The 26,352-nt window shown below is 40.7% G+C and carries 27 protein-coding genes; 14 read left to right on the forward strand and 13 right to left on the reverse strand.

Annotated elements, in window-relative coordinates; genetic code table 11:
* Both ACQKMH_RS00005 and ACQKMH_RS00010 read right to left on the reverse strand, forming a co-directional pair.
* A partial coding sequence (locus ACQKMH_RS00005) for an NAD(P)/FAD-dependent oxidoreductase (RefSeq protein WP_427585503.1) occupies nucleotides 1-521 on the reverse strand: 521 nt, incomplete at its 3' end.
* Between the two features lie 38 nt (nucleotides 522-559).
* A complete protein-coding gene (locus ACQKMH_RS00010) occupies nucleotides 560-991 on the reverse strand; it encodes a DUF1641 domain-containing protein (protein ID WP_427585504.1) in 432 nt (143 codons plus the stop codon).
* Nucleotides 992-1,354: 363 nt separating this feature from the next.
* On the opposite strand from ACQKMH_RS00010, the gene ACQKMH_RS00015 reads away from it, so the two are divergent.
* The gene (locus ACQKMH_RS00015; RefSeq protein ID WP_427585505.1) at nucleotides 1,355-1,525 is read left to right on the forward strand and encodes a hypothetical protein; all 171 of its coding nucleotides are present in this window, start codon (nucleotides 1,355-1,357) and stop codon (nucleotides 1,523-1,525) included.
* 176 nt (nucleotides 1,526-1,701) lie between these two features.
* Entirely contained in the window at nucleotides 1,702-1,839 is a 138-nt protein-coding gene (locus tag ACQKMH_RS00020; protein WP_427585506.1) for a hypothetical protein, read from the forward strand.
* A 271-nt stretch (nucleotides 1,840-2,110) separates the two neighbouring features.
* Here ACQKMH_RS00020 and ACQKMH_RS00025 read toward each other — a convergent pair whose 3' ends face one another.
* Entirely contained in the window at nucleotides 2,111-2,695 is a 585-nt protein-coding gene (locus ACQKMH_RS00025; RefSeq protein ID WP_427585507.1) for a DJ-1/PfpI family protein, read from the reverse strand.
* A 151-nt stretch (nucleotides 2,696-2,846) separates the two neighbouring features.
* On the opposite strand from ACQKMH_RS00025, the gene ACQKMH_RS00030 reads away from it, so the two are divergent.
* Both ACQKMH_RS00030 and ACQKMH_RS00035 read left to right on the forward strand, forming a co-directional pair.
* On the forward strand, nucleotides 2,847-3,278 hold the full coding sequence (locus ACQKMH_RS00030) for an Lrp/AsnC family transcriptional regulator (protein WP_427585508.1): 432 nt from the start codon (nucleotides 2,847-2,849) through the stop codon (nucleotides 3,276-3,278).
* A gap of 130 nt (nucleotides 3,279-3,408) precedes the next feature.
* On the forward strand, nucleotides 3,409-4,239 hold the full coding sequence (locus ACQKMH_RS00035; protein WP_427587461.1) for an STAS domain-containing protein: 831 nt from the start codon (nucleotides 3,409-3,411) through the stop codon (nucleotides 4,237-4,239).
* A gap of 154 nt (nucleotides 4,240-4,393) precedes the next feature.
* Here ACQKMH_RS00035 and ACQKMH_RS00040 read toward each other — a convergent pair whose 3' ends face one another.
* A complete protein-coding gene (locus tag ACQKMH_RS00040) occupies nucleotides 4,394-4,918 on the reverse strand; it encodes a GNAT family N-acetyltransferase (RefSeq protein WP_427585509.1) in 525 nt (174 codons plus the stop codon).
* A 172-nt stretch (nucleotides 4,919-5,090) separates the two neighbouring features.
* Between ACQKMH_RS00040 and ACQKMH_RS00045 the strand changes: the two genes are divergently transcribed.
* The 3 genes from ACQKMH_RS00045 (at nucleotide 5,091) to ACQKMH_RS00055 (ending at nucleotide 8,719) form a co-directional block, all read left to right on the forward strand.
* Nucleotides 5,091-5,237: a hypothetical protein gene (locus tag ACQKMH_RS00045; RefSeq protein ID WP_141994063.1), complete on the forward strand. Its 147-nt coding sequence runs from the start codon at nucleotides 5,091-5,093 to the stop codon at nucleotides 5,235-5,237.
* A 127-nt stretch (nucleotides 5,238-5,364) separates the two neighbouring features.
* On the forward strand, nucleotides 5,365-6,330 hold the full coding sequence (locus tag ACQKMH_RS00050) for a quinone oxidoreductase family protein (protein WP_427587462.1): 966 nt from the start codon (nucleotides 5,365-5,367) through the stop codon (nucleotides 6,328-6,330).
* 628 nt (nucleotides 6,331-6,958) lie between these two features.
* A complete protein-coding gene (locus ACQKMH_RS00055; RefSeq protein ID WP_427585510.1) occupies nucleotides 6,959-8,719 on the forward strand; it encodes a hypothetical protein in 1,761 nt (586 codons plus the stop codon).
* Between the two features lie 58 nt (nucleotides 8,720-8,777).
* Here ACQKMH_RS00055 and ACQKMH_RS00060 read toward each other — a convergent pair whose 3' ends face one another.
* The gene (locus tag ACQKMH_RS00060) at nucleotides 8,778-9,473 is read right to left on the reverse strand and encodes an FHA domain-containing protein (RefSeq protein WP_427585511.1); all 696 of its coding nucleotides are present in this window, start codon (nucleotides 9,471-9,473) and stop codon (nucleotides 8,778-8,780) included.
* A gap of 990 nt (nucleotides 9,474-10,463) precedes the next feature.
* Here ACQKMH_RS00060 and ACQKMH_RS00065 point away from each other — a divergent pair.
* Together ACQKMH_RS00065 and ACQKMH_RS00070 are read left to right on the forward strand one after the other, a co-directional pair.
* Complete coding sequence (locus tag ACQKMH_RS00065; protein WP_427585512.1) at nucleotides 10,464-10,796, forward strand: hypothetical protein; 333 nt, start codon at nucleotides 10,464-10,466, stop codon at nucleotides 10,794-10,796.
* A gap of 460 nt (nucleotides 10,797-11,256) precedes the next feature.
* Complete coding sequence (locus ACQKMH_RS00070) at nucleotides 11,257-12,720, forward strand: protein adenylyltransferase SelO (protein WP_427585513.1); 1,464 nt, start codon at nucleotides 11,257-11,259, stop codon at nucleotides 12,718-12,720.
* Between the two features lie 105 nt (nucleotides 12,721-12,825).
* Here the strand turns inward: ACQKMH_RS00070 and ACQKMH_RS00075 are convergent, their stop codons facing one another.
* A complete protein-coding gene (locus ACQKMH_RS00075; protein ID WP_427585514.1) occupies nucleotides 12,826-13,254 on the reverse strand; it encodes a MarR family winged helix-turn-helix transcriptional regulator in 429 nt (142 codons plus the stop codon).
* A gap of 121 nt (nucleotides 13,255-13,375) precedes the next feature.
* Between ACQKMH_RS00075 and ACQKMH_RS00080 the strand changes: the two genes are divergently transcribed.
* Together ACQKMH_RS00080 and ACQKMH_RS00085 are read left to right on the forward strand one after the other, a co-directional pair.
* Nucleotides 13,376-13,963 carry an NAD(P)H-dependent oxidoreductase gene (locus ACQKMH_RS00080; protein ID WP_427585515.1) on the forward strand — a complete coding sequence of 196 codons (588 nt, stop codon included), beginning with the start codon at nucleotides 13,376-13,378 and terminating at the stop codon, nucleotides 13,961-13,963.
* A gap of 43 nt (nucleotides 13,964-14,006) precedes the next feature.
* Nucleotides 14,007-14,588 (forward strand): hypothetical protein, encoded by a 582-nt coding sequence (locus tag ACQKMH_RS00085; protein WP_427585516.1) that lies wholly within the window; start codon nucleotides 14,007-14,009, stop codon nucleotides 14,586-14,588.
* 141 nt (nucleotides 14,589-14,729) lie between these two features.
* On the opposite strand, the gene ACQKMH_RS00090 is transcribed toward ACQKMH_RS00085, so the two are convergent.
* From ACQKMH_RS00090 to nikC, 7 genes are all read right to left on the reverse strand, one after another.
* Nucleotides 14,730-16,055, reverse strand: coding sequence for a sodium:solute symporter family transporter (locus ACQKMH_RS00090; protein WP_427585517.1), 1,326 nt, complete (start codon nucleotides 16,053-16,055; stop codon nucleotides 14,730-14,732).
* The gene (locus tag ACQKMH_RS00095) at nucleotides 16,052-16,750 is read right to left on the reverse strand and encodes an AraC family transcriptional regulator (RefSeq protein ID WP_427585518.1); all 699 of its coding nucleotides are present in this window, start codon (nucleotides 16,748-16,750) and stop codon (nucleotides 16,052-16,054) included. The genes ACQKMH_RS00090 and ACQKMH_RS00095 overlap by 4 nt, the downstream gene beginning before the upstream one ends.
* Nucleotides 16,747-17,514, reverse strand: a complete 768-nt coding sequence (locus tag ACQKMH_RS00100) for a sensor histidine kinase (RefSeq protein ID WP_427585519.1) — start codon at nucleotides 17,512-17,514, stop codon at nucleotides 16,747-16,749. The genes ACQKMH_RS00095 and ACQKMH_RS00100 overlap by 4 nt, the downstream gene beginning before the upstream one ends.
* An 88-nt stretch (nucleotides 17,515-17,602) precedes the next feature.
* Nucleotides 17,603-18,592, reverse strand: a complete 990-nt coding sequence (locus ACQKMH_RS00105) for an ABC transporter ATP-binding protein (RefSeq protein ID WP_427585520.1) — start codon at nucleotides 18,590-18,592, stop codon at nucleotides 17,603-17,605.
* Complete coding sequence (locus tag ACQKMH_RS00110; protein ID WP_427585521.1) at nucleotides 18,592-19,614, reverse strand: ABC transporter ATP-binding protein; 1,023 nt, start codon at nucleotides 19,612-19,614, stop codon at nucleotides 18,592-18,594. The genes ACQKMH_RS00105 and ACQKMH_RS00110 overlap by 1 nt, the downstream gene beginning before the upstream one ends.
* 12 nt (nucleotides 19,615-19,626) lie before the next feature.
* Nucleotides 19,627-20,547, reverse strand: coding sequence for a nickel ABC transporter permease (gene nikB, locus ACQKMH_RS00115; RefSeq protein WP_427585522.1), 921 nt, complete (start codon nucleotides 20,545-20,547; stop codon nucleotides 19,627-19,629).
* A gap of 12 nt (nucleotides 20,548-20,559) precedes the next feature.
* A complete protein-coding gene (gene nikC / locus ACQKMH_RS00120) occupies nucleotides 20,560-21,462 on the reverse strand; it encodes a nickel transporter permease (RefSeq protein ID WP_427585523.1) in 903 nt (300 codons plus the stop codon).
* Nucleotides 21,463-21,670: 208 nt separating this feature from the next.
* On the opposite strand from nikC, the gene ACQKMH_RS00125 reads away from it, so the two are divergent.
* The 3 genes from ACQKMH_RS00125 to ACQKMH_RS00135 all read left to right on the forward strand — a co-directional run bounded on the left by ACQKMH_RS00125 (nucleotide 21,671) and on the right by ACQKMH_RS00135 (nucleotide 26,289).
* Nucleotides 21,671-23,227 (forward strand): glutathione ABC transporter substrate-binding protein, encoded by a 1,557-nt coding sequence (locus ACQKMH_RS00125; protein ID WP_427585524.1) that lies wholly within the window; start codon nucleotides 21,671-21,673, stop codon nucleotides 23,225-23,227.
* Between the two features lie 67 nt (nucleotides 23,228-23,294).
* Nucleotides 23,295-24,803 carry an amidohydrolase family protein gene (locus ACQKMH_RS00130; RefSeq protein WP_427585525.1) on the forward strand — a complete coding sequence of 503 codons (1,509 nt, stop codon included), beginning with the start codon at nucleotides 23,295-23,297 and terminating at the stop codon, nucleotides 24,801-24,803.
* Nucleotide 24,804: 1 nt separating this feature from the next.
* Nucleotides 24,805-26,289 (forward strand): amidohydrolase family protein, encoded by a 1,485-nt coding sequence (locus tag ACQKMH_RS00135; RefSeq protein ID WP_427585526.1) that lies wholly within the window; start codon nucleotides 24,805-24,807, stop codon nucleotides 26,287-26,289.
* Nucleotides 26,290-26,352: the final 63 nt, after the last annotated feature.

Below are 26,352 nucleotides of genomic sequence, written 5' to 3' on the forward strand. Positions count from 1 at the left end.
ACAATTTCACCAATTAACTCGACGCCCGTCAATCCGCCGCCGCCGATTACGATGGTAGCGTCCGCTTCATTTTTAGTTTGTGCATATTCACGAATACGATCTTCGATATGTTTGTAAATATTGTTTGCATCTTTTACGGATTTCAACACCATGCTGTTTTCTTCAAGTCCTGGAATGCCGAAGAATCCTGTTTGGCTTCCCAAAGCAACAACTAGGGCATCATAAGATAAAGTGGACCCATTGGAAAGGTTCACTTCTTTTTTATCAACTGAGAAAGACTCCACTTTTGAAATGGCAAGGTCGATATCTTTTCCTTTGAAAAGTTTTTCCAAAGGAATGGAAATGGCTTGCTCAGAAATGGATCCGCCTGCAAGACGATGCAATTCGGTGATGATTTGGTGTGTTGGAAATTGATTCACCACTGTAACCTGCACTTCATCCTTATTGTAATATTCACGTACGGATAACGCAGATAGTAATCCAGCGTATCCTGCACCTAAGATGACGATTTGTTTTGACATAGTTAATCCCCCGTCCTTACTGATTGATGTTTATGAATTTACTTTTGGTTTTTACGTTCTGCAGAGACTTCAAGAAAAGCATTCGCGAAACGGAATAGTTTTTGTGCTTGCGGGTCTTTCATCATTCTTAACAGACCAAACAGGCCAATTACATCATGATTCACTTCAGCACGATCTTTAGCTTCGATGGCAGTAGCCGCAAGCCCTTTCACTGAATCGACTACAGGTGTCGCGATTTCTGAAATCGCGCTGACCGTATCATTTTTCAGTACATCATCAGTGGCTACCGATTGAGCAAAATCATAAGACTTTGTTAAAATATTCACTAATTCAGTCAGTTTTGGTAACTGATCCACTAAAGTATTGAGTGATTCCTGAACCTCAGGCTTTAATAATTGGTCCAGTATATCTAATTGTTTTTGACGTGCATCCAGTTGTTCTGACTGTGCTTGGGTAATCGTTTCTGACATTCCAATTCTCCTTTGCAATATGCATTTTGTTGAGTTGATTAGAAAAACTTGTAAAAAGTTACACAATGTGTAACGCAACAAAAAAATACATGTAAAAATGTAATAAAAGCTATCCCTATAGTATATCCCTTTAGTTCCATGAAAACAGCTGATTTTTAAAAAAATCTCTTTAAAATAATCTTTTTCTGCATATTTAAAGACCTATCACAATGGGGAGGTCCGATGTTTGATCTAAATCCTTCATTAAAATCATGTAAACGTTTGGCATATTGACATTTTATCCTTGAAAGAAGGGTTCAATACTGTTGGTTATCGGACATATTCCCACCTAATAACGCCATCCTAATGATGGAGGTGAAAAATGTGACTGATTCAGAATCCAAAATGATAGAAGATAATAATGATAAGAAGCATAATAAACTGGTCGGCAGTATGGAATATACAAAAGAACAACTCATGGAAGGCATGAATGGAATTTCTGAAGCATATCTCAAAAACAGCGAGGAAGGTACCTCGGAAACACCTGATAAATAATAAGGTTGTAAGCATGGAAAAAAGGGTTGTGCATACTTAATTCTGTGCATTATTGTAAAAATTCATCTGAAATCCTTAGTTAATTTGAATCATGAAGAACAGGCTAGCGTATTTAAGAAACCACCGTAAACAATGGCTTGAGGAAAACATACAAAACGTGGAAGATAAATTCGCCAATGGCGAGCTGGATAGCCTGGATCATTCGCCAGTATGGTGTCATCATCATCGATTATGCAACGAATAAAGTCCTGCCAGAATCAACAAAACAGTTCCGTGAATCCATGAAAACCCGTTCATTGGCATATTGGAAGTAACATATCGTACGAAAAAGGTTCCGAATTCATTCGGAACCTTTTTTGTAGCCCATCTCACGATTCGATGTACTTTTTTAATTGCTTAGGTTTCTTCCATGTTTAAAAAGCATCCTTCAAATCCTTTTATTTTAAAAAGACTATAGGAGAATGGGTTCGGAAAATGTATCTTTCATCAAGTAATGTTCCCGAACCAACTGACCCAAAGCAACACCAGGTAGGATTTCTAGTCCAAACTGTATAGGTTCCGAATTCATTCGGCTAAAAGCCAATGTTAATGGAAACCCATCAATTCCTTCACATGTTTACAATTATCTTTGGAAGTAAGCATTTCCAGGAGCGTAAAGGCAACATCGAATGCTGTGGAAGGATTGTAGGATGTAATAATATTGTCCGTGACGACAATCGGTTCATTAACGACCAGCGCACCAAATTCTTTTAGCTGTCCCTGTCTTACACTGGTAGGGTGATTGTACGTAGTGGCTTTTCTTCTATTTAATACCCCGCTTTTTCCTAGTGGAAGAGAACCTACACAAATGGTTGCGATGATTTTCTTTTTATCATGAAAATCTTTAATGACATCAAGGAACTTCGGATCATAGGCATCTTCGTAGAAACCAGCTTCTTCAAAGCCTCCTGGAATGGCCAAAGCATCGAAGTCATCAAGATTTACTTGATCGATTGTAAATTCAGGCTGCACGATAAAATTCCATGTGCATTTCAATTTTTCATGAAGACCAACCGTAACGAGATCAGTGGTACCATCCCCCTCTAATTTATTCCAACCTAGTACATCTGTAAAAACACTGGCTTCAACCGCTTCGAATCCATTGGAAAGCAGCAGCAATACTTTTTTCATCGTAGCATCTCCCTTACCTAATATTTGTATTTATTATATAAAAAGAAAACCCCTTGATACATATGATTAATTACGTAATCATCCCATTTCTATTTATTTAATAATGTATTAGAATGATTTTTATTAATAATGAAAAGTGAGGGTGATTGGATTGGATCGAACGGATAAAAAGATACTTTCATTGCTGGAGAATAATGGGCGCATATCAATGAAAGAACTGGCACATGAAGTTTCCTTAACAGCACCTGCTGCTAAAGAACGTGTTAATAAATTAGAGGAAAGCGGAGTGATAAAGGGATATAAAACGGAAATATCCCTTGAAAAACTGGATAGGAGCATTACAGCATTCATTTTATTTGAAACAGATAGATGTAAAGACTTTTATAATTTTAGCTTGAGACATCCAGATGTTCTGGAGTGCCACCGGTTAGCAGGTCAGTACAGTTATCTTATTAAAATAAGTACATTTTCCATGGAAACATTGGAGGACTTTGTCGATGAAGCCATTAAATATGGAAAATCATCCACCCATCTGATTTTTTCTTCCGCAATGAAGAATATTTTTGCAGGCGAAGAGATGTAACCCGGTTTTATATCTAAAAATATCCATATTAAGGTTAATAAATGTACGATTAGCAGGAATAAACTCGACAGATAGAGAATGTAAACAGTGACAAAAATCACAATTGAAGAGAACAAAAAGGGAGTGGGGAATAGTGAGTATTATTTATGAGGAAGAGAAAATAATGGAATTCCTTTTGCAAAATAAAAGTGAATTTGAAGAATATCTTTTATCAGAAGCGGTCAATGTTAGAGATAAAATCGAAGAAATCTTACTGATTGGAAATGTCGACCTTTTGAATAATGCTCATAAGCTCATCCGCTATATCGTGGAGCAGAATGAAGTGGATATGATAACTTTTGCCGAAAAAGAGGGAGTAACGTGGGCAACCCACTCCTTGACGCTCTCATTCAAGCTAGAATGGATCCAGGCGATCCGGAGAACGCTTTGGACCTTTCTTTATAAGTTCGAACATTCACAAGAAGTGTTTAGTGATTCGGAAGTCTTTTTTGTTTTAGAGAAAAAGATGAATGATAAGGTTGATGTTTTCCTTAAATCCTTTTTCGTCAGTTATTCGGATTACAAAGACAAATTGATTTTGGCCCAGCAAAACTTGGTGGAAAATCTCTCGGTCCCCATCATTCCAATCACGGCCTCCACCTGCGTCCTTCCGTTAATCGGGACAATCGATGATTCGCGTATACGGATAATTGAAGAAAAAGTATTGTTGGAGATAGGGAAACTAAGGATACAGACCTTGATCTTGGACTTATCCGGTATCATCGAAATGGAGGCTGAGATCATCAATCATTTATTGAATATCCTCGAAGGAACGTCAATGATGGGGTGTAAAGTCGTGGTGACTGGATTACGCCCGGAGGTGGTCACCAAAATGATCCGTGCAGGGGTCGATTTCGAAAACAAAGCAGAGACAAAGGGGACGCTGCAGCAGGCATTGAAGGACTATCTTGTAGTGAACTAAATCTTGGAAGCCGCCATGTTCGGTGGCTTTTTGGTATAAAGAAAATTCATTTTTGCTGTATTTGATTACACTGATAAGATAAGGAATAGGCGGATGAACTCTCAATGGTCAATACGAAAAAGCCCCCTCTTTGTCTGCAATAGAGGGGGATGCATCACTTAAGCAAAGAATACATATATGTATCATGCGGAATGCCATTTTGGTACATATAACTTCTTAAAATTCCTTCCTGGATGAAGCCTTGCTTTACCAATAAATCGATGGAGAGTTGGTTCTCCAGAAAAACAACCGCTCCGATACGAGTTAAATCAAGGTCGGTGAAACCGTAAGCGATTATTGCTTTAATCGCTTCAGATGCATATCCCAAGCCCCAATGTGCTGGATGGATTTCATAACCGACTTCCGCCCGCCTGTATTTCGGGCTATGTGCATGAAAACCGATTGTGCCGATCAAATCATGCGTATCTTTTCTTTCAATTCCCCATCGAACCGCTCGTTTTTCAAGATGGTTTTTCGCAAAAGATGCTATGATATCCTTCGCCTGTTCGACATTTTCCAATGAATCTTGGCCATAAAAACGGGTGACCTCATCTTTTGATAAACATTGGAAAAGAGCTTCCGCATCACTTTCATGAATTTCCCGTAAGCGTAACCTTTCTGTGTTCAATACAGGAAACATTTTTTTCCCTCCTCATATTTCAGTATTCTATCTATTCGGTCTTCACGAAGATTTTTCCTTTATTATGAAGTACCTATTTTTCCGGTATTTTCGGGGGTAATCGGACAAGCTAACATTAGACGCTATTTAAAAAGTTCAACCTAAAAAGCATTGGATGAAGGGGAGATAGATCATGGGAAAAAAACATCGTAACCGTACCGGTTCACCGAAAAAGAATAACCATATTCCGAAAGCGGACATCATTGCAGAACATGAAGCACACGGTAAGGAATATTCTGCGAATAAACGAAAGAACGGCCCAGGCTCCAATACCGATTAATCGCATTTTCATGACCGCTTATGCCTTTTTAGGGCAGGGCGGTATTTTTTGTAACTTGTGTTTCTTGCCATCAAGGGGTTCATCCTATATCTTAAAGAATGTAGAACCTTTGAAGGGAGATAGGATGATGAAAGCACTTGTCTTTGATAACTTTGGCGGACCGGAAGTCCTTTATGGGCGAGAAATTGAGGAACCTGAACATTCAAAATCAACAGTGATCGTTCGAATGAAAGCAATCGGCTTAAATTTTGCTGATGTATATAGAAGGAAAGGGAATTATCATTTAGTGGGTGAACCCCCATTTATTCTAGGTTATGAAGGAGCAGGGGTCATCGAATATGTCGGGGAAGATGTTCATCATGTGAAAGTTGGGGATCGTGTCGGGTTTGCAGATGTTCCCCATGCCAATGCAGAACTGGTTTCAGTTCCAGTCGATAAGCTATTACCGCTTCCTGATGGCATTTCCTTTGAAACAGCCGCTTCCGTTTTACTTCAAGGATTGACTGCCCAATATTTGACTGATGACAGCTATTCAGTTAAACAAGGCGAAACCGTCCTTGTTCATGCTGCGGCAGGTGGAGTCGGTCAATTGCTGACACAGATGATCAAGATGAAAGGCGGCCAAGTCATTGGCTTAACCTCTTCAAATGATAAAGCGGCTGTTGTAAAACAAACGGGTGCCGATCATGTTTTTCTATACGGATCGGACTGGGTAAATTCGATTAAGGATGCAACGGGTGGAAAAGGTGTTGACGTCGTGTATGAATCCGTCGGCCAAACCTTGCTGGATAGTTTTGCGGCAACCAAGACTAGAGGGACTGTCGTATTCTTTGGAATGGCAGGTGGTGATCCAGAGAAGGTCGATCCGAGAATGCTAATGGATACATCCAAAGCATTAATAGGAGGAGACCTCTGGAACGTATTGACCACACATGAAGAACGGAAAAGAAGAACAGCAGAGCTGTTCAAATGGATCATGTCAGGGAAAATCATCATTGATGAACCGACTACTTTTTCGTTGGAAAATGGAGCGGATGCCCATCGACTACTGGAAAGCCGGAAAAGCACCGGGAAAATATTATTAATACCTTAAAGTGATGACTGTAGAGAAACTCGATCATGTTGAGTTTTCCTACAGTTTTTTAGGTTTTATAATTTGAATGTTGATTTTCTCTTCAGGCACTCGCTTTCCGCGGGAGTCTCGCACACCGGTTCCAAACAACTTTGTTTTCCTTTTGTAACCTTTTTGTCTATAAACTAGGCTATCCATTGAATGGTAGCCTTTTTTCCTTCCATTTTTTACTCGTAAAATGCCTGCTTCATTCATTTCCTTATTCATATTGAGGATTAGATTCTTTTTCAGTCTCCTTTTGTAGAAATCTTTAGTCCTTGGATAACTCACTTTTAAATGCCCTTGCTATTAAAGGGGGGGACCTGCGCCCCAACACCCTGCTGACCAAGTCCCCTTATCCACAAGACCCATGTGCAACGAAAAGACTGGTTTTCGCTTATACACGCTAAATCGGAAAAAGTAGCATCTTTAGAAAAAATATTTTTGGAAGATGTATGATTAAGAAGAAATATTATTTTGATATATTTTAAAAATAGTAAATTAGTTGAACAAAAGTGATAAAATGGGTAAATAGGAACATACATGACAAGGAGAGATTTTTAAAACCATGATACTTTCACTCATCGTTTTCATCTTAAAAGGGATTTTTATGAAAATACCATTTGCCATATTGGGACTTTCCTTCATTCCGCAAAGATGGACAAACGCAATCACGAAAAAGGATAGATCCTTTTTCATTGAGCAAGTGCTGAGACTTTTACTTTCCGCTATCGTCTTATTTTTCGTTATCGATATTAAGTTAGTGGATTTTACTGTGCCTGCATTCTTTTCGAGTTTTGCCTTTATTCTTGGGCTCATTCTCATCATTGATTCAAGAATGTACGTGTACAGTGTTAGGGAATCTTCAACATCCCGCCGAAATAGGAAAAAAAATGAAGGAACGAATCAATTAAATACCCCTTGGAATGTACATTTTAACAGATTGTTAGGGTACATTTTAATAGCAGCTTGGGTCGTCATGTTGTTTTACCATATCACTTTTGCCGGAGATCTACATGGCTTGGCAAAGGTCGATAAGAAAAATGAGCTGGAAGAAGTCCAAGATATAAAAACGATGCCGCTTGTTACAGTGAAAATGGCTGACGCAAAAGGTGATGCAGCGATTAACAAAATACAAAATGCATCATATTTCACTGAAGGCGAGTATCGCCTTACTAATATAAATGGTGAATTGGCTTATACCTCACCCATTGAAATGGATGGGTTTTTTAAAGCAGGGAAAGCGGAATACACGCCAGGTTATAATTTGATTTCCGCCGTTTCGACTGATAAAGGGGCAAGCTCTGTTCAAGGGAAGATGCTTTATGCCCCCTCACAGTATCTCGATCATGATTTGGAAAGGACGATCCGGAAGGCCTATCCAAATAAAATCATCCATGATTCATACCTGGAACCGAATGAGGACGGAAAGCCATTCTTTGTAGCTTCAGTGGGACATTATTTGAAATACCGAAGCGGGTCCGTGGTGGATGGAGTGGTATTGGTGAATCCGGAAAATGGAGACACGAAATACTATCCGTTAGGAAAAGAACCTAAATGGGTAGATCGAACATTCACATTGGAAACAGCCCTGGAATATTGGACATACTGGGGGAAATATGTTCATGGGTGGAAAAACCAGTCCTTAATTGGGGCGAAGAAAGATGTCTTGATCCCTAATGAGGATAATATGCAAGTTACGTTTAACGAAAAAGGCGAATTGATTTATGTGGTTGATTTTACGAGAGCTAAATCAAAAGGGAATTCCAAAACCTTGGTAGGGTACGGTGTTTTCAATGCAAAAACCGGTGAAATGACGTACTACAAAGGCGTCACGTCCGTTCTAACTGGAAAGGAAGCAAAATCCAACGCGAATGCGAGTGAGTTTTTGTCTAAATATCCAGGCTGGAAAGCCACTAATGGCATTTTCTATACGATATACGGTGCTCCCACTTATGTCATTCCGGTTACAAAGGGCTCAAAGTTTCAAGGTGTGGCAATAGTTTACGCCAATAGCGATAATCCCCAAGTAGTCTTTGGGAAATCGAAAGACGAAGCTTTCCGGAACTATAAAAAATTGATTGCATCTTTAGGGAAAGTCAGCGGTGTAACACCTCAAAAAGGATTTGAAATGAAAGAAATCAAGGGGAAAGTAACAAGAATCAACGATGCCAATCTCCCAAATGGCTACGTGTTCTATTTAATCGTGGAAGGCAATGGCAAAAGGTTCACAGTGGATCCTGGAGTCAATGCGTTATCTGATATAGTATTGACGAAGGAAGGAGATCGGGTTGTGCTGAAAGTGATGGATATGGACGAGGACGTCGTCCCAGTTGATCAATTCACTAACCTGGACTTACCCAAGCAATAAAAGCATGAAAAAAGCATTGCTATATGCAATGCTTTTTTTCATGAAATCGAACCATTGTTCATGACAGGTCTGATAGATTGATGGAAAGGATGGATTCCATATAATATCCCTTTTGAATGACGGCTTTTATGGCGAAATGGCCATTTATCCGTTTCCGCACTCGATACAGGAGTGAAGCGATTTCTTCTGCCGTCACAATTTGCGCGGGATCACCGATTCTCTCTGGCCACACATGCTGGACAATCATTTCCTTTGAAATAAGGTTGTCCAAGTTCTCATAAAGCAGCTTAAAGCAATTGAATTCCTTCGAAGGCATTTTAATGGGTGCTTCTTCATTGATGATCACGGTCTGCAGATGCTCATTGATGACCACGGTTTGCAGGATATCAAGGTTCAACGGAGTGAAATCCCGTGTTAAATCATTGTCGATGGAAATCATGAATTCAATCAATCCATTAATCAAAGCAATGGTATCTCCCGGTTCAATATGGCAGGGATGGCCAGGAACGAGCGGCATCTCATTCACCGAGGTGCCGTGTTTGCTCGCCAAGTCCTCAATGAGAAGCTGTCCTTCCTTCATATAAATCAGGCAATGTTCCCTTGAAACGAAGTCATTGTAAAGCTTGAAATCAGCTTTGGAGTGCTGGCTTGCACGACCAATCAGCAGGCTCTTCCCTTCATAAACATAGGCGAATTCCTCCGTTTGACCTTTGTGCAAGGCTCTCAATACAACCTTAAAAGTGTTATTGCTCATTTACTTCTTATCCCCTTAAAAGTCTGAAAATTCAGATTGTTTTCATGGATTTATCATTTTAACTACATGGCTGTTTAGTGGATTCAATCCTATAATTATAAATTATCAGACGCTTACTTACTAACGAAAAATAAAAAAAGTCCAAATTAGGCAAATAGTCATTATAACAAATCGGAATGATGGATGAAAAAGAAACTATATTTTTGCTGATAATCGCTTTGACTGTAGGAGGAGTGCTTTTATGATGTTTCCTCAAAGCCGACCGGCAGCACCGGAAGAAGTATGCGATGAAAATGTACCTTACGCTTGTGGAAAAGGAGTTGACCAAAGGTGAGTATGTGGAGAGATAGGATAAATGCCTTCAGCATTCTGCTGATGATCATTAGTATGATAATATATATTATTTTTCCCCAGCCCTTTACACTCATTCTGTACTGTATATTTGGCATTGCCTTTATCAGCCTGACTTTACTGAATTAAGCATACTTCCGATGGGAGAGGAATCGGGAGATAATGCTGAAAGGAAGAGAATTAAAACGTAGAAGCGATATGGCTTATAATGAAGCCTCTATTCGATTACTTGTTTAGAAAAATCATAGAGAGTGTAATGATAAATTCAGGCCTGCCGGAACATCGGTGGGCTTTTTTTTGCTAGAGTTAATTAGACTGATTTAATAGATGTTACACAATATCCTTTTACTTGATTCACGCAAGTAATGGCAGACTTTTGTATTGGTTTTTTGAAAATAATAATACTTTAATTAAAAAAAGAGATTTTTATAATACAATATACCTAAAATAACCATAACTGTAGTAATCTTACTTAAAGAGGGTTGATATTGCTTCTGTGGTACTAAATTATTTTGTAAAAAAGAGATTTCAAGAGATAGGGGGTATAAATTCTGAAAAAATTAATGTTGTTAATAGGTGCTTTGTTACTACTCGCTCTAATCTTAAATATCTTTTCAAATACAGAAACAATGGCTACGGATGGAATTGAAAATTAATAAAACATTTTTAAAAGACTCAAAAGATTTAGTAGCTGATATCAGTATATCTGGCAACCTTCGTAATAAGAAAACGCTTGAACTGAAAATTCTTAAAGGAACAAATACAATTTCAATAAAGAATGATCAAACTGGTGGTGAAATAGAATGTATAGTAACTAATTCAAAGGGAGATGAGGTATTCTCTGAAGTAATAAAAGGAGATGCAATACATTCATTTGAATCAATGTCTGGTGAAGGAAACATCATACTAGTTTTAAATAGCGGGAATCAAGATTCAATGATAATAATAAATGGGGATGAGCTTCATAAATAATAATTGGCTAAAAGCAGAATCTATTTATGTTATGTAAGTAGATTTATAATTGACTCTATATAAATTTGTCGCACACTTATTGCTGGCAGCCCTTGCATTAAAAGAAGTGAAATCATTAAATGATTTCACTTTTTTTAATTTTAGGAACTAAAGGCGGCAATCATGAGAAATCTGCATTAAATTAAGTTTTCAGCGTTTTTAATGGAGTATCATAGTTCTCCCTACTATTTGGACCTTTAAATATGATGGTTAACCATATTACAAGTGCTGGTATAAAAAATAGAAATGTTATCAACAGTGATAGATGACTTAAAAAGAGCCATTTTTATGCAGAAACGGTATAATTAATTGGCAGAAGTAGACATTAAAATGGACTGCAACTGAGTTTTATCGTGTGTATTAACTGAATGATGAGAGAACGAACATAATACAAAAAAACAAAAGAAGAAAAGGAGAAGCTATGACTAAGAGTAATGAAACAGGATGGAATTTAGACAATAGTTATGCCCGTCTTCCGGAAAAATTTTTCACCAGCACGAACCCGACTCCTGTAAGCTCACCGGAGTTGATCATTCTCAATGAACGGTTGGCAGAATCCCTTGGTTTGGACGTTTCGTCGTTGGAAAGCGAGGATGGCGTAGCGGTGTTTGCCGGAAACGAGATTCCCGAAGGTGCTTTGCCACTTGCTCAAGCTTATGCTGGGCATCAATTCGGGCATTTTAACATGTTGGGTGACGGACGGGCGGTGCTGCTTGGCGAGCAAATCTTGCCTGAAGGTGAGAGGGTCGATATTCAGCTGAAGGGTCCAGGAAGAACGCCATACTCCCGCGGGGGAGATGGCCGGGCTGCACTTGGACCGATGCTGCGTGAATACATCATCAGCGAAGCGATGCATGGACTAGGCATTCCTACCACCCGAAGTCTGGCAGTGGTGACCACAGGTGAAACGATAATCCGCGAAACTAGGCTGCCCGGGGCCATCATGACCCGTGTGGCTGCCAGTCATCTGCGCGTCGGAACCTTTCAATTCGCTGCAAAATGGGGCACGGTCGAAGAACTCAGGACCCTTGCAGACTATACAATAAAGCGCCATTATCCAGACGTTGAAGCAGATGAAAATCGCTATCTTTCGCTATTTCAGGAAGTGATCAAACGTCAGGCCAATCTTATTGCCAAATGGCAGCTGGTCGGCTTCATTCATGGGGTGATGAACACCGACAACATGACGATTAGCGGAGAAACCATCGATTACGGCCCTTGTGCCTTCATGGATACCTATGATCCGGAAACGGTATTCAGCTCCATTGATCAACAAGGCCGTTATGCCTATGGCAATCAGCCGCTTATTGGGGGATGGAATCTTGCGCGATTTGCCGAATCCCTATTGCCGCTGCTGCACGATGATCAGGAGCAGGCCGTCAAACTGGCACAGGATAAGATTTCTGAGTTTAATGAGATATACCATTCTAATTGGCTAGCGGGAATGAGAGCGAAATTGGGGCTATTTAACGAAGAAACACAGGATGAAGCCTTAATCAATGGACTTCTCAGTATGATGAAGAAGCATGGTGCTGATTATACCAATACTTTCCGAGCTTTAACCTTTGATAAGATGGAGGATACGGTCCTTTTTGGGGCACCGGAATTCGTTCAGTGGTATGAACTCTGGCAGGCGAGACTAGGCAGGCAGCAGGAATCGAAAGCATCCTCGACTCAGTTGATGAAAAACAGCAATCCTGCTGTGATCCCACGGAACCACCGGGTGGAAGAGGCACTCGAGGCAGCCGAGAAAAAAGGGGACTACAGCGTGATGGCCAAGCTTTTGGATGCCCTTTCAAACCCTTATGCACACTCCGAAGAACAAGCTGAGTACTCCACACTTCCCGCGTCAACAAAACCTTACCGGACCTTTTGCGGTACCTGATTATAAGTTAGTTTATGCGTGCATGGAGATAATGAAGGAGCTCCCGCGATTGAAGGTGATTTGTTGTCAACTTCGATCGGGGAGCCATTTTTGTATTCAGGTCCATCAGTAAAATAGTTTTGTTTGAAGAATATCCATTGCACGCTCAATATCCGCTATATCTTCCTTCGAAGCATGCTGCAGTCGGCTTTGGAAACGAGATTCCACGATTGCAAATGCCTCGTTCATCATCATTTCCCCCTCTTTAGAGAGACGGATGTATTGCTTTCGTCTATCTTCCGAATCACTTACTTTTTCAATTAAATTTTTTTCGCTTAATTTTTTTAGTTCACGGCTCGTGTTAGGCATGGATATATGCTGACAGTCACTGATTTCACTTGGTGTGACAGGCTGACTGACTGTAATGTATTCAAGAATGTTATATTGAACTGGCGTGATGGATTCAGATTTCGCGTTTTGTGTTAATTCGTGAGTCACTTGATGAACGGAAGTTGTAAATGCCACCCATTTATCAAAAAGAGCTTTTTTGTCCATTACTTTCACCTCATACTGAGAAGATATCAAAAATGTTATCAAAGTACAATTATCATTTGACAACAAAAGTGGGAAAGAATATATTATTGTTATCAAATGATAAGTAAATAGGGGGAACGTCATGAATATGCTGGTCATTTACACATATCCAAATCACAAAAGTTTGAGTTATGCCTTTCTAGAAAAAGTCATCAAAGGAAGTAAAGAGAACCCTAACATAAAGGGGCTGCAGGTTTTGGATTTATATGATGAGGGCTTTAATCCACTTTTGGTGTTCAATGAGCATAAACGTAGGCGTGATATGCATCGTGATCCTCATCTTGAAAAATATAGAAATCAAATTACTTGGGCTGACAAGATTGTCTTTGTCTATCCAATCTGGTGGGGGCGGCCTCCCGCAATGCTGATGGGGTACATTGATCAATTATTTGCTTCGAATTTTGCCTACAAGGATAAGTCGGGACTGTTACCGGAAGGTCTTTTAAAAGGAAAGTCGGTCGTATGTGTGTCAACGATGAAGGGACCTGCAAAGTATCCGCTTCTCTGGTTGAATGATGCGCATAAAATATTGATGAAAAGAGCGTTATTCAATTTTGTCGGAATCAAAAAAGTGAAGTTTTTTGAATTCGGTAATATGGAAAGTCCGAAGGGGAAACAAACCCAAAAATTAGAAAAGGTTTATCGCTATTTCAAAAAGGTGGCAAGCTAAGTCTTGGTGTATTTGGCTCCGCAGATCTGGATGGGGAGTTTATATGGAGAAGTGTCAAGATGCCCGGCTCGATAATACTACGACTATAAATGGTAAAACAAGTACCACTACGATTCATGTACCTTATAGTAAAAGTTTGAGTGCAGGAAAATGGAAGGCAGGCAAAGATTTACCGGCAGGCCGTTATAAAATCACTACGAAATCCGGCAGTGGCAATTTATTCATCAGTATGAATGACTACGATCGATATGTAAATGAGATTCTATCGAGTGAAGATGATGGTTTTGGTGTGACAGTTGTTACAACGGATATAAAATCTGGTGATAGTATTGAAATTTCTGGACTGGACAGTGTACAGTTTACTAAAGTCTCCAATGTTAAATCGAATACATTGCATGCTGGATACTGGACAGTCGGTAAAGATATTGCTGCCGGAAAATATAAAATTACGACATCAAGTCCATCCGGGAATTTAATTATATACAGGGAACAACATTTACTTGTAAATGAAATCCTTTCAAATGAACGTGATGATTATTCAGTAACAAGCGTAACAACCACACTAAAATCAGGAGATCGTATTAATATTTCTGGTTTGAATAAGGTGAATTTCAATAAAAAATAGTTTTACAGGGTGAGTGCTCCCTAATTGGGTGATTCCTTTTAAAACAAAAAAGTTGCCGGCTTGACGTCGGCAACTTTTTTGTTTCGTTTTACTATTTTTATAGTCATTCAATAGATTACAAAGAAAAAATCGGAAAAGGATTTAGCTATTACGAATTTCCCATTTGTTCTTGATGAAGGCAATAATCGTACAAATCACGATGATGGTAAGTGAAGTCAATCCACTAAACCAAATGCTTTGAAATTCACTTACATAAGGCTGGAGGATGTATGACGCCACAATGGCCAAGACGGCACTTATCGGTATGAAATCAGCGACTTTCCCTTTACTGAATACTATCACCAGTATTGGAGCCAGCAACGCTGAGTATATATTGCCAGAATAAAATAAAAGCTCTAATAGGTTTGGGGAATAGAAAAGGGTAGCAATGAAAACCAATCCTCCGATACAGCTGGAAAGAAGATAGGCCATCCTAATCTTTTGCCGGTCACTTTTTTTGGTTTGGAAGGGTTCTATAATATTGGCTACAAGTAAGCTTACTAATGAATGCAGGCAGGCACCGAATGTTGAGGTGATTGCACTGAAAGCACAGAGTACAAAAAGAATGAAAAAGAATGGTGTCGTTATCTTGTTTGCCAAACCAGCTAAAATCGAGTGTATATCAGTGAAGCCGCCAGTAAAGATAACCATGATGAACAGGGATGAAAAGGAGAGCGGGAATATGAGCCATATAACGCCAGATAAAGAAAAGGTTAATGGAACCTTTTTCATTTCTATCATGAATAAACGCTGCCATGATGTCAGGTCAAAGAAAAACTGACCGAATCCTACAAGAAGCCCTGCAAAAAGAAAACTCCACAGATCATACTTATTGATTACGAGCATATATGGATGGTATAAACGAATCCCATCATAAACGGGCTCTATCCCTTCCTTGACGAAAAAGTATAAAGGAATTAAGATAACGGCGGCAAACATGAAGACGACTTGAAAAGCTGCAAAACCATGAAGGAGTTTTAACCCGCCGAAGCCAGCATAGAGAACACAAAAACTGAAGAAAAAGAACAGCCCAACATATAGCGGCGTATCGAAAAGAAACTGACATAGGGTGGATGCGGCCATTCCTTGAATGAATAAAATGTGTAAGCTGGTCATGACCAGTATCACCATCAAGATCCAATATCCCAAAGGATGAAGCCTGGTTTTTAAATAGTCCCCCATAGTCAATCCCACGGAAAAATCCTGCCGAACCCTCTTCCCGATGAAACTGAACATGAACAGGGCGATCGCTCCCATTAGCGCATAGCCGATTCCTCCGAAAACTCCATACTTCACCATCGATTCTGGTGAGGATAATATCGTTGTCCCTGTCACCCAACGTGCCAGGAGGGAGATAATCCCTAAGCCCATACCAATTTGAATGGGGCCTTGTACGTATTCTTGAAATGTACGTGGAAGCAATGTCATTTTCCTTTCTCGCGGAACTCCTTGGGTGTGATTCCCTCTATTTTACGGAATAAAGTGCTGAAATAATGCTGACTATTGAAACCCGAACTTTCAGCGACGTCAGAGATGCTCCAACTAGTGTTATTGGTCAAGGCCCTTTTAGCGGCTTTAATTCTATATTGCATTAAATATTCCGAAAAGGAAGTGCCGACCTCTTCATGGAATTTCCTGCTTAAATAGGTCGGGTTCGTATGCACTTCACGAGCGATCTCCGAAAGGGAGATTTTTTCAGCATAATTTTCATGAATAAATGAAAGCGAATGATGAATCAAGCTTGAATAATGATGAGAAGACTCCCTTTCATTATACCTAGATAGCACTTTACGCAAATCACTTTCAATGACAGGCTTCGTTAAATAATCAACGACACCGATCCTTATCGATTGCTGGGCATAATCGAAGCTTTGATGTGCGGTTACCATAATGATTTCCACATCTTTGTTCAACGCCCTCAGATCTTCACCAAATTCAAGACCGGATCGTCCGGGTAGATTAATATCCAAGAAAGCGAGGTTAATTTTAAAGTTTTGGTTGAGTGTAAGAGCCTGAACAGCATCGGCTGCTTTGTGAAACTTCCAAAAAGGGTAGATGGACTGAATCATATATTCCATTTGTTCAAGGACTAATGGTTCGTCATCAACTAATAATACATTCATTCTTGGTCTGCCTCCTCAACTTTCTTATCATAAACCAGTGGCCATGATACCTTAACCATTGTTCCCGATTCATTGGAAGATATATTTAATTGTGCACGGTCACTGAAATACAAATATAAACGTTTTTGTATATTGTCCAGTCCATGGCCGCCTTCGTCTGTAAAGGTAGTGGTATTTCCCATTAACCCATTATCCTTCACTACCAAATATACTGTCTGCGAATTCTGATGGAACCGGATATGCAAAAGGGCTTCCCCCACTTTTTTTTCTAGCCCGTGCTTAAATGAATTCTCCACTAAAGTCTGGAGAATGAAAGGGGGTACCAGTGCGATTGATAATTGGTCGGGGCACACCATATCAATCTTAAGCCGATCACCAAAGCGAAGACTTTGGATGTCGAGATAATGCTGAGTATACTGAATTTCCTGGGAAAGGGGAATCAATGGTTCAGATGCTTTATACTTGAATTTCAAGAATTGGGAAAATGCCTCCAAGGCACGGATCAATTCTGCCGTCCTGTTGAGGCGGGCCAAGCCTAATATGACGTTAAGTGTATTAAATAAAAAGTGAGGCTGGATTTGCTGGTTCAATTTATTATATTGCGCTTCCTGCAGTGCTTGTTCCAGGCGTATCTCTTTGTTTTTATTTTCAAGAAGATCGATCCTCTTTTCAAAGATGAATAGAAATAAAAGAGCAATAGCTCCCATGATAGGAGCTAAAATGAAGAGCATGATAATTAACGTGAATCCCTCGTAACTAAGCATGGAGAACCTCTGATTATTATGTTTTTATATAACTTGAATTATTCTGTTTATTAGTATCTTACTAAAGACTCCTCGGGAAATCTACAACTTATGACACAATGTGACAAGCCACTTGATGATTTTGTGCAGATTGTTTCAATTCGGGTACCTGTGTTTTACAGATATCCATCACAAAAGGGCACCGTGTATGAAAGCGACAGCCGCTTGGAGGATCGATAGGTGAGGGGACATCACCCGTCAATAGAATTCGTTCTCTTTCCTGCACGGGATTCGGTACTGGGATAGCAGATAGCAATGCCCGTGTATATGGATGCTGCGGCTGTTCGAAAATGGACTTTTTGTCAGCAATCTCGACTATCTTTCCAAGATACATGACCATTACACGATCGGAAATATGTCTGACCACGCCTAAATCATGTGAAATGAAAAGGAAGGTTAAATCGAATTTTCGCTGTAAAGATTTTAATAAATTCAGCACCTGCGCTTGAATGGAGACATCGAGCGCTGATACGGCTTCATCACATATGATCAATTTTGGATCTACAGCGAGTGCCCGCGCAATACCGATCCGTTGCCTTTGGCCGCCGCTGAACTCATGCGGGTATCTTTCCATGGATTCTGGTCTCAAGCCGACATGGCCCAATAATTCTTCAATCCTGGATTTTCGGTTTTCTTTAGGCACTACATTTTGTATGGTCAAGGCTTCTCCGAGAATTTGTCCTATCGTCTGTCTAGGATTAAGGGAGGCAAAGGGGTCCTGGAAAATAACTTGCAAGTCCTTCCGTGTCTTTCTCATTTCCTTTTTGCCCAAACTTAGTAGATCCTTTTCCTGAAAGTGTATACTCCCACCCGTAGGTTCGTCCAATCGAAGAATGGCACGTCCGGTTGTCGATTTACCACAACCAGATTCCCCGACTATACTCAAGGTTTCCCCTTGATAAATATGGAAGGTAATGTCGTCAACAGCTTTTACATGATTAATGGTTCTTCCGAAAAACCCACCCTTGATTGGAAAATATTGTTTTAGTTGATCTACTTTAAGCAGAACCTTTTTTTCTTCAATTGATACTCCCATCATTAAACCCCTACTTTCTCTTGAACGTCATAATCTTTCTCCCATTGGGGGGTAAACATCCAACAGCTGACCTGGGTACTTGGCCCAATGGATTGGAGATCGGGCACAGCCTGTTCACAAATTCTCTTCGCATGTGCACAACGGGGTGCAAAGCTACAGCCTTTGGGCATATTATACGGGCTCGGAACTGTCCCAGGTATGGTGGTCAACTCTTCCTGATCCATGTCGAGACGTGGAAGGGAGTTTAATAATCCAATGGTGTAAGGATGTTTAGGGTTTGTGAAAATCTCTTTGGCCGGTGTGTATTCAACGATTTTTCCGGCATACATGACCGCTACTCGATCACATGTTTCATATACGACCCCTAAATCATGAGTAATCAAGATGACAGCCGTACCGAAATCCTTTTGCAGCGTTTTAATTAATTCTAAAATTTGGGCTTGAATCGTCACATCTAGCGCAGTTGTTGGTTCATCCGCTATTAATACCTCAGGGTGGCAGGCTAGCGCCATGGCAATCATGACCCTTTGCCTCATCCCGCCGCTTAGTTCATGTGGCTCCTGTTTGGCCCTTTTTTCAGGTGAGGGGATTCCGACAAGCCGAAGCATGTCGACCGCTTTGTTCCAAGCTTCTTTTTTTCCCAGCTTTTGATGGAGCCGGATGGCTTCCGCTATTTGCTCACCCGCTGAATAAACGGGATTCAATGATGTCATAGGCTCCTGAAAAATCATCGAAATCTCATTTCCGCGTATGGACCGCATCTGTTTTTCAGTCTTTGTAAGCAGGTCCTCCCCTTTAAAAAGGATGCTGCCACCTGTGATTTTTCCGGGAGGGGATTGAATTAACCTTAATAGTGATAGGGACGTTATACTTTTACCACTTCCCGATTCCCCTACAATCCCAAGCGTTTCCCCTTTGTTAAGGGTGAAGCTGATTCCATTAACTGCTTTACTCGTTCCTTCATCCGTAAAAAAGTAAGTCTGCAAATTTTTAACTTCCAGTATTTTTTCATCAAACTGTTTCATCTTAGTACCTCCTTAATTTAAGTCTATCCGCTTGTTAAAGTATCGATAGAGGACATCTACAGCTAAATTCATAAATACAAAGATAACGGATGCAATAAGGACGCCGCCCTGAACCATCGGTAAATCTCTCGTTCTAATGGCATCAACGATTAATCTGCCAAGGCCATTGATGGCAAATACGGACTCTGTTAACACGGTACCGCCGAGGAGGGCACCGAACTGAAGACCAACGACTGTAATGACAGGGATGAGCGCATTTTTTAGACCGTGCTTATAAATGATGACATGTTCTTTTAATCCCTTGGCTTTTGCTGTTCGAATATAATCCTGGCGAACGACTTCGAGCATGCTTGACCTGGTCATTCTGGCAACAATTGCAGCACCACCTGCCCCTAGGGTTATGGCGGGAAGAATCATGTGTTTAAACGTTCCCCAGCCTGAAACAGGAAACCATTGAAGATTAACGGAAAAAAAGTAGATAAGCATCAGACCTAACCAAAAACTAGGTAATGAGATTCCTAATAACGCAACGATCATGATGGAAATGTCCGCTGCTGAGTATTGCTTGGTCGCCGAGATGATTCCGGCCACCATTCCAAGGACGACGGTTATGAAAATACTTGCCAGTGCGAGTTCAAGTGTGATGGGCAAGCGGACCAAAATCTCGTCCAAAACAGGGCGGCTGCTGCGAAGCGATTCACCAAAATCCCCTTGTACAGCATGGATTACATAGTCAAAGTACTGATAGAGGATTGGGCGGTCCAAGCCAAGCTGATGCCGAATCATTTCAATCGTTTCTTTAGTTGCTCCTTCACCTGCAAGCAGGGTTGCCGGGTCTCCGGGAACCATCTGCATGATGAGAAAAACGACAAGACTTACTCCAAGTAATACCGGTATGGTTTGCAAAATTCTCCGGACAATGAATACAAACATATTCTCTCCTCCTTATTTTTTCATTCTTGGGTCAAGGGCATCTCTAAGTCCATCCCCGAAGACATTGAATCCGAGTACAAGTGTTGATATGGCGATTCCCGGAAATAAAGCGATGTGAGGGGCGCTGAATAAATAATCCCGTCCGCTGCTTAACATCGCTCCCCATTCTGGAGAAGGAGGCTGGGCTCCGAGCCCCAGGAAAGACAAGCCGGCTGCCGATAGAATGGCAGTAGCCAAGCGCAATGTAGCTTGAACGATGACAGGTGAAAGAATATTAGGGAAAATGTGTTTTAAAATGATCGTGAAGTCAGTTGCTCCTAATGCGCGAATGGCATCGATATATTCAAGCCTCCTGACTGAAAGTGTGGAACCCCGTACAATTCGTGCAAACATAGGAATGGAAAAGACACCTACTGCTACCATTACGTTTATTAAACTTGGCCCTAGAGCACTGATGATGGCAAGGGCCAGCAATATTCCTGGGAAAGCAAGCAGGACATCCACGATCCTCATGATGACGGTATCGATCCATTTTCCATAGTAGCCTGCTGTTAATCCTAAGATTATGCCGATAAGCGCCCCGAAGAATACCGAGACAAATCCCACCGTTAATGAAAGACGGGTTCCATATAATAATCTGCTTAAAATATCCCTTCCCTTATCATCCGTTCCCATCCAATGGTCTGCTGTGGGAGGCTGGAGTTTATTGACTAAATCAATTTCATAGGGATCCTGTGGTGAAATGAGAGGGGCAAAAATGGCTAGTAAAATATAAAAAAGTACAATGTATCCTCCTATCAATGCCAATTTATTTCGCTTGAACTTTTTATAAAAGGCTGTCCATCGTTGCAGTCTTGAAGATTTTTTTTTGTTTACATTCAAATTGGTATTATTGATAACGACCTCTGGCTTCATGGCACTTCCTCCTTTTCTTTCATTAAATTTATTCAAAAAAAGTATCGAAGTAAATATGATGGCCAAAAGCAGTAAAGATAATAAAAAAATGAGTAAAGATTCTGAAAATATAAACTATTGTTTTTTCTTATAATTTGATTAAGCCCGATGTACTTATCGTAAAAAGGTAATTGGAAAACATAGGGAAGTATGAAAGGGAGGAAAAATAATGAGAAAAGGCATGGTTGGATTACTATTTGCATCATTAATAGGTATCTCATCGGTTTTATCTGGATGTACATCAGATCAAACCGGCAGCAAGGAACAAGAGAGGGAAGCGAAAGCAGGGGGCACATTGATCGTAGCCCGACTATCTGATGCAACTACCCTGGACCCACACTTCATTACTGATATTCCTTCAGCGAATGTTGTATATGAAAAGGTTTATGAAACATTGGTTGTTCCTGACAAAAACATGAAACCACAACCCCTGCTCGCAAAAGAGTGGAAACAGCTCGATGATGTAACATGGGAGTTTAAACTGCGTGAGGGAGTGAAGTTCCATGATGGAGCACCATTCAATGCTGAAGCGGTAAAAACTAATTTTGACAGAATACTAGATCCAAAAACATCTTCGCCACAGGCGGGTAAATTGGAAATGATCAAAGAAATCAAGGTAGTTGATGATACGACCGTACAATTCAAGCTGAAATATCCTTATGCTCCTCTTTTGTCCATATTAGTAAGTAATGAAGGCAGCATTTTAAGTCCAAAAGCCATTACAGAACATAGTGACAAACTAGGTCAAAACCCTGTGGGCACAGGACCATTTGTTTTTAAATCGTGGAAATCGGGAGAAGAGATTGAACTTTCGAAAAATAAGGACTACTGGGGAGATAAACCTAAGATTGATGGGGTAGTATTCAAGGTTGTCCCTGAAGATGCTACGAGAATTGCGATGATTGAAACGGGTGAAGCACATGTGACCGATCAAGTACCAGTGACTGAGATTGATAGAATTGAATCATCAGATACGATGGGGTTATATCGCACAGAGGGGCTTGCCGTTGAATACTTAAGCTTTAATGTTAAGAATAAGCCATTCGATGATGTACGTGTCCGTAAAGCGGTCGCGCATGCGATCGAAGTGGACTCCATCATTAAAGGCGTTTATAACGATGTTGGTACGAGAGCGAATTCTACAATGAGCCCGAAGGTTTTTGGCTATGATCCAGATATTAAAGGGTACGATTATGATATTAATGAATCAAAAAAGTTATTGAAGGAAGCAGGAATTAAGGATGGCTTGGAAATTACCTTAACGACGAGTGATCGCAAGGAAAGGATAAACATGGCAGAGGTCATACAGTCACAATTAAAAGGAATTGGAATTAAGGTCAAAATCCAAGTTCTTGAGTATGGGGCTTATATTGACGCGACTGCCAAGGGTGAGCACCAGGTTTCAATTGGCGGTTGGGGCAATGCTACGGGGGATGGAGATTATAATCAATACAATCTTTTTGATAGCAAATCCCAAGGTGCTGCCGGGAATAGCTCGTTTTACAGTAATCCTGAAGTAGATAAATTGATTGAAACCGCACGTAAGGAATCAGATGGCGATAAACGTAAGGAACTATATTCGAAAGCACAAGAGATTGAAAGAAAAGAAGTGCCATATGTTCCAATCCGCAACTATGAACACCTGGCTGTTTATGGAGAAACGGTTAAAGGACTTTGGCTGAATCCGGCAAATTACTTAATGCTCGACGACATAACGGTGAAGTAGAGAATTTATCAAAAGAGGGAAGACAGCATAAGGCCGTTATGCTGTCTTCTCGGTTAGGAGAGGAAAAATGATTGATTTGCTGCTCATTCATGGGACTGTGATTACCATGGATCAAAACAGACGGATACTTTTGGATGGCGCCATCGCCATAAACGAAGGAAGAATCTTAGACGTAGATGCAACAGAAAAACTGAAATTGAAGTATGAGGCAAAAAAAGAGATCGATTGCAGTCATCAATGTATATTGCCTGGATTAATAGATGTTCATGGTCATGGTGGGCATTCCATGTTTAAAACGATTGCGATGGAGAATATTGATTTTTGGATGCCCATCATGACCAATACGTATAAACATTTTGTCACAGATGACTTTTGGTACTACGAAGGTAAACTCTCCTCTCTTGAGAGATTAAAGGCGGGTGTGACAACGGGAGTAAGTGTTTTAGGTTCCATGCCGCGATCCGATGATCCAATCTTTGCAATCAATCACGCAAAAGCATACGCCGAAGTGGGTGTTCGCGAGGTTGTCTGCACGGGTCCTTGCAACCCCCCATGGCCGCATTCATTCAGCCGGTGGGTTGACGGAAAAAGGGTGGTGAAGGAGGTTTCCTATGAAGAAGTATTGAAGGGGGCAGAAGCTGTAATCGAAGCACTGAATCATGCAAATGAAGACCGCACGAGAGCCTTCATTACACCATTTGTCATCGTTACGTCCGTTGATCCTTCCAATCCCACATCTCCTGACAGACTTTATGGGCTAAGTCATCACGATCTTTATCAAGCGAAAAGAATAAGGGAGATTGCCAGGAAATATGACACAAGGATCCATTCCGACGCTTTTGGCGGGATGATTCATTTAGCGATACAGGATAAGGAAAATGCCTTGTTGGGTCCAGATGTCCATTTACAGCATTGTCGTGGTATTTCCTTCGATGAGGCAAGGATATTAGCGGAAACAGGTACTAATGTCAGTGCATCACCTGGTTTTGGTCAGGTTCATGCCCGAACACCGATAACCGAATTATTGGAAATGGGTGCAACTGTAGCAATCTCGACGGATGGTACTTCCCCTTCTACAAGTTTTGATATGTTTCAGGCAATGAGGAAAACACAGTTCGTTCATCAAGCAGCACTTAGGGACTATTATTATTTACCTCCAGGAAAGCTTTTGGAAATGATTACGATAGATGCTGCGAAATGCATTGGCTGGGATGATGAAATCGGCTCCCTCGAAATCGGGAAGAAAGCGGATGTCATCACGGTCAATTTGCACCAGCCGCATCTGACACCTGAATTCATGCACGTTCATCGACTTGTATTTCAAGCAGTGGCGAATGATGTAGAGCACGTCATCGTGGATGGGAAATTGATCATGGAAGGGAGGAATGTACGAACCGTTCATGAAAGTACAGTGCTGAACGAAGCCAATGAAGAGGCCTTTTCTACGATAAAGCGGGCAGGGCTTGAAAAGTATATGCAGCCGACGAAATACTTCTGGGGACACGCCAGGGCCTATGTAGATGAAAAAAGATATGACGAAAAAGAACACGCTGTCACAGTGTGGAAAGGGGAATGAGATGAAAACCAAGCTTAAAGGAAGATATGTAATTGGGTATGATGGGTCCGATCATGTCATTTTGGAAAATGCAGAGATCGTTTATGAAAAAGACACGATTGTGTATGTCGGAAAAAATTATACCGAAGAAGTGGACGAGGTGATGGACGCCGGAAACGCTATTATTAGTCCCGGGTTCATTGATTTAAATGCATTAGGGGACATTGACCATGATATTTTACATTTTGAAGCTGGTACCAACAGACAGAAAAATCTGCTCTGGTCAGAGAATTATATAAAAAGCGGTCATCAGGAATGGATGACAGCGGAAGAAGAATCCTTTAAATCTTTATATGCTTATTCACAGCTCATTCTACATGGCGTAACGACTGCCATGCCCATTACTTCCGTTTTTTATAAAAGCTGGGCTGAAACCTATGATGAATTGGCATCTGCGGCAGAACATGCTGCTGGATTGGGGTTAAGAATTTACCTGGGCCCGAGTTTCCAATCCGGAATGAGAGTTGTCCAGCCTGATGGAAAGATAAAACTGCATTGGGATGAAAAGGCTGGGGAAGCTGGATTACAAAAAGCGGTAGAATTTGTAGGAAAATTCGATGGAGCCTATGAAGGCATGGTCAGAGGGATGCTTGCGCCAGAGCGTATCGAGTCCCAAACGGCAGATATTTTAAAACAGACAAAATATTACAGTGAAAAATTGGATGTGCCGATAAAGCTTCATGCTGCCCAGGGAAGCTTTGAGTTCAACACCATATGGGAAGCCTTTGGTGTCACACCCATTAAATATTTGTATGACCTGGATTTTCTTGGTCCAAGGACAGGGATCCCTCATGCCCATTTTGTTTCCGGATATAGTGAAGCCAAATATGGCCATGGTGATGACTTAGCGCTGCTAAAAGAAACGAATACAACGGTGATTCATTGTCCGCTGATCATCGGTCGGCATGGGTCCGCATTAGAGTCATTTGCTAAATATAAAAGGGCAGGGATCAATATAGCACTTGGAACAGATACATTCCCTCCGGATATGTTCCAGAACATCAGGTCAGGCAGCATGCTCTCACGAATTGTGGAAAAAGAAGTGGAAGGCTCTACATTTGCCGATTTCTATCGGTCAGTCACTCTTGATGCCGCCGCTTTTCTTGGCAGGAACGATCTTGGCCGCATTGCCGCAGGGGCAAAAGCGGATATCATTGTGGTGGACTTGGACAGTTATCATATGGGTGTAACCGATGATCCCATTCGGACCATGTTCGTAAGTGGATCTGGGAGTGACGTTAAATTATCCATCATAAACGGAAAAATAGTCATGAAAGATCAAGTAATCCCCAATCTTGATATAAATGAGATCAAATATAAAGGACAAAAGTATTTTGATAGGATGAGAAGAGGATATATGGAAAGAGATTATCAGAAGCTTCCAGAGAAAGAATTGTTCCAGTCGTCATTTAGGGTCGTAGAATCGATCAGTCATGCAAAAGCGTAAATATCATTTCCAAAACAAGTAAAGAAATTGAAAAAGATAGTAAAGATTTTCAAAAATAATAGT

Origin of the sequence: Peribacillus sp. NPDC097895 (genome assembly GCF_050277555.1) — a bacterium.
Taxonomy (GTDB): domain Bacteria; phylum Bacillota; class Bacilli; order Bacillales; family DSM-1321; genus Peribacillus.

Coding starts and splice junctions, on each gene's coding strand:
- ACQKMH_RS00010 (WP_427585504.1), bottom strand. CDS start 991: ATGTCAGAAACGATTACCCAAGCACAGTCAGAACAACTGGATGCACGT.
- ACQKMH_RS00020 (WP_427585506.1), top strand. CDS start 1,702: ATGGCGAGCTGGATAGCCTGGATCATTCGCCAGTATGGTGTCATCATC.
- ACQKMH_RS00025 (WP_427585507.1), bottom strand. CDS start 2,695: ATGAAAAAAGTATTGCTGCTGCTTTCCAATGGATTCGAAGCGGTTGAA.
- ACQKMH_RS00040 (WP_427585509.1), bottom strand. CDS start 4,918: ATGTTTCCTGTATTGAACACAGAAAGGTTACGCTTACGGGAAATTCAT.
- ACQKMH_RS00045 (WP_141994063.1), top strand. CDS start 5,091: ATGGGAAAAAAACATCGTAACCGTACCGGTTCACCGAAAAAGAATAAC.
- ACQKMH_RS00050 (WP_427587462.1), top strand. CDS start 5,365: ATGAAAGCACTTGTCTTTGATAACTTTGGCGGACCGGAAGTCCTTTAT.
- ACQKMH_RS00055 (WP_427585510.1), top strand. CDS start 6,959: ATGAAAATACCATTTGCCATATTGGGACTTTCCTTCATTCCGCAAAGA.
- ACQKMH_RS00060 (WP_427585511.1), bottom strand. CDS start 9,473: ATGAGCAATAACACTTTTAAGGTTGTATTGAGAGCCTTGCACAAAGGT.
- ACQKMH_RS00065 (WP_427585512.1), top strand. CDS start 10,464: ATGGAATTGAAAATTAATAAAACATTTTTAAAAGACTCAAAAGATTTA.
- ACQKMH_RS00070 (WP_427585513.1), top strand. CDS start 11,257: ATGACTAAGAGTAATGAAACAGGATGGAATTTAGACAATAGTTATGCC.
- ACQKMH_RS00075 (WP_427585514.1), bottom strand. CDS start 13,254: ATGGACAAAAAAGCTCTTTTTGATAAATGGGTGGCATTTACAACTTCC.
- ACQKMH_RS00080 (WP_427585515.1), top strand. CDS start 13,376: ATGAATATGCTGGTCATTTACACATATCCAAATCACAAAAGTTTGAGT.
- ACQKMH_RS00085 (WP_427585516.1), top strand. CDS start 14,007: ATGGAGAAGTGTCAAGATGCCCGGCTCGATAATACTACGACTATAAAT.
- ACQKMH_RS00090 (WP_427585517.1), bottom strand. CDS start 16,055: ATGACATTGCTTCCACGTACATTTCAAGAATACGTACAAGGCCCCATT.
- ACQKMH_RS00095 (WP_427585518.1), bottom strand. CDS start 16,750: ATGAATGTATTATTAGTTGATGACGAACCATTAGTCCTTGAACAAATG.
- ACQKMH_RS00100 (WP_427585519.1), bottom strand. CDS start 17,514: ATGCTTAGTTACGAGGGATTCACGTTAATTATCATGCTCTTCATTTTA.
- ACQKMH_RS00105 (WP_427585520.1), bottom strand. CDS start 18,592: ATGATGGGAGTATCAATTGAAGAAAAAAAGGTTCTGCTTAAAGTAGAT.
- ACQKMH_RS00110 (WP_427585521.1), bottom strand. CDS start 19,614: ATGAAACAGTTTGATGAAAAAATACTGGAAGTTAAAAATTTGCAGACT.
- nikB (WP_427585522.1), bottom strand. CDS start 20,547: ATGTTTGTATTCATTGTCCGGAGAATTTTGCAAACCATACCGGTATTA.
- nikC (WP_427585523.1), bottom strand. CDS start 21,462: ATGAAGCCAGAGGTCGTTATCAATAATACCAATTTGAATGTAAACAAA.
- ACQKMH_RS00125 (WP_427585524.1), top strand. CDS start 21,671: ATGAGAAAAGGCATGGTTGGATTACTATTTGCATCATTAATAGGTATC.
- ACQKMH_RS00130 (WP_427585525.1), top strand. CDS start 23,295: ATGATTGATTTGCTGCTCATTCATGGGACTGTGATTACCATGGATCAA.
- ACQKMH_RS00135 (WP_427585526.1), top strand. CDS start 24,805: ATGAAAACCAAGCTTAAAGGAAGATATGTAATTGGGTATGATGGGTCC.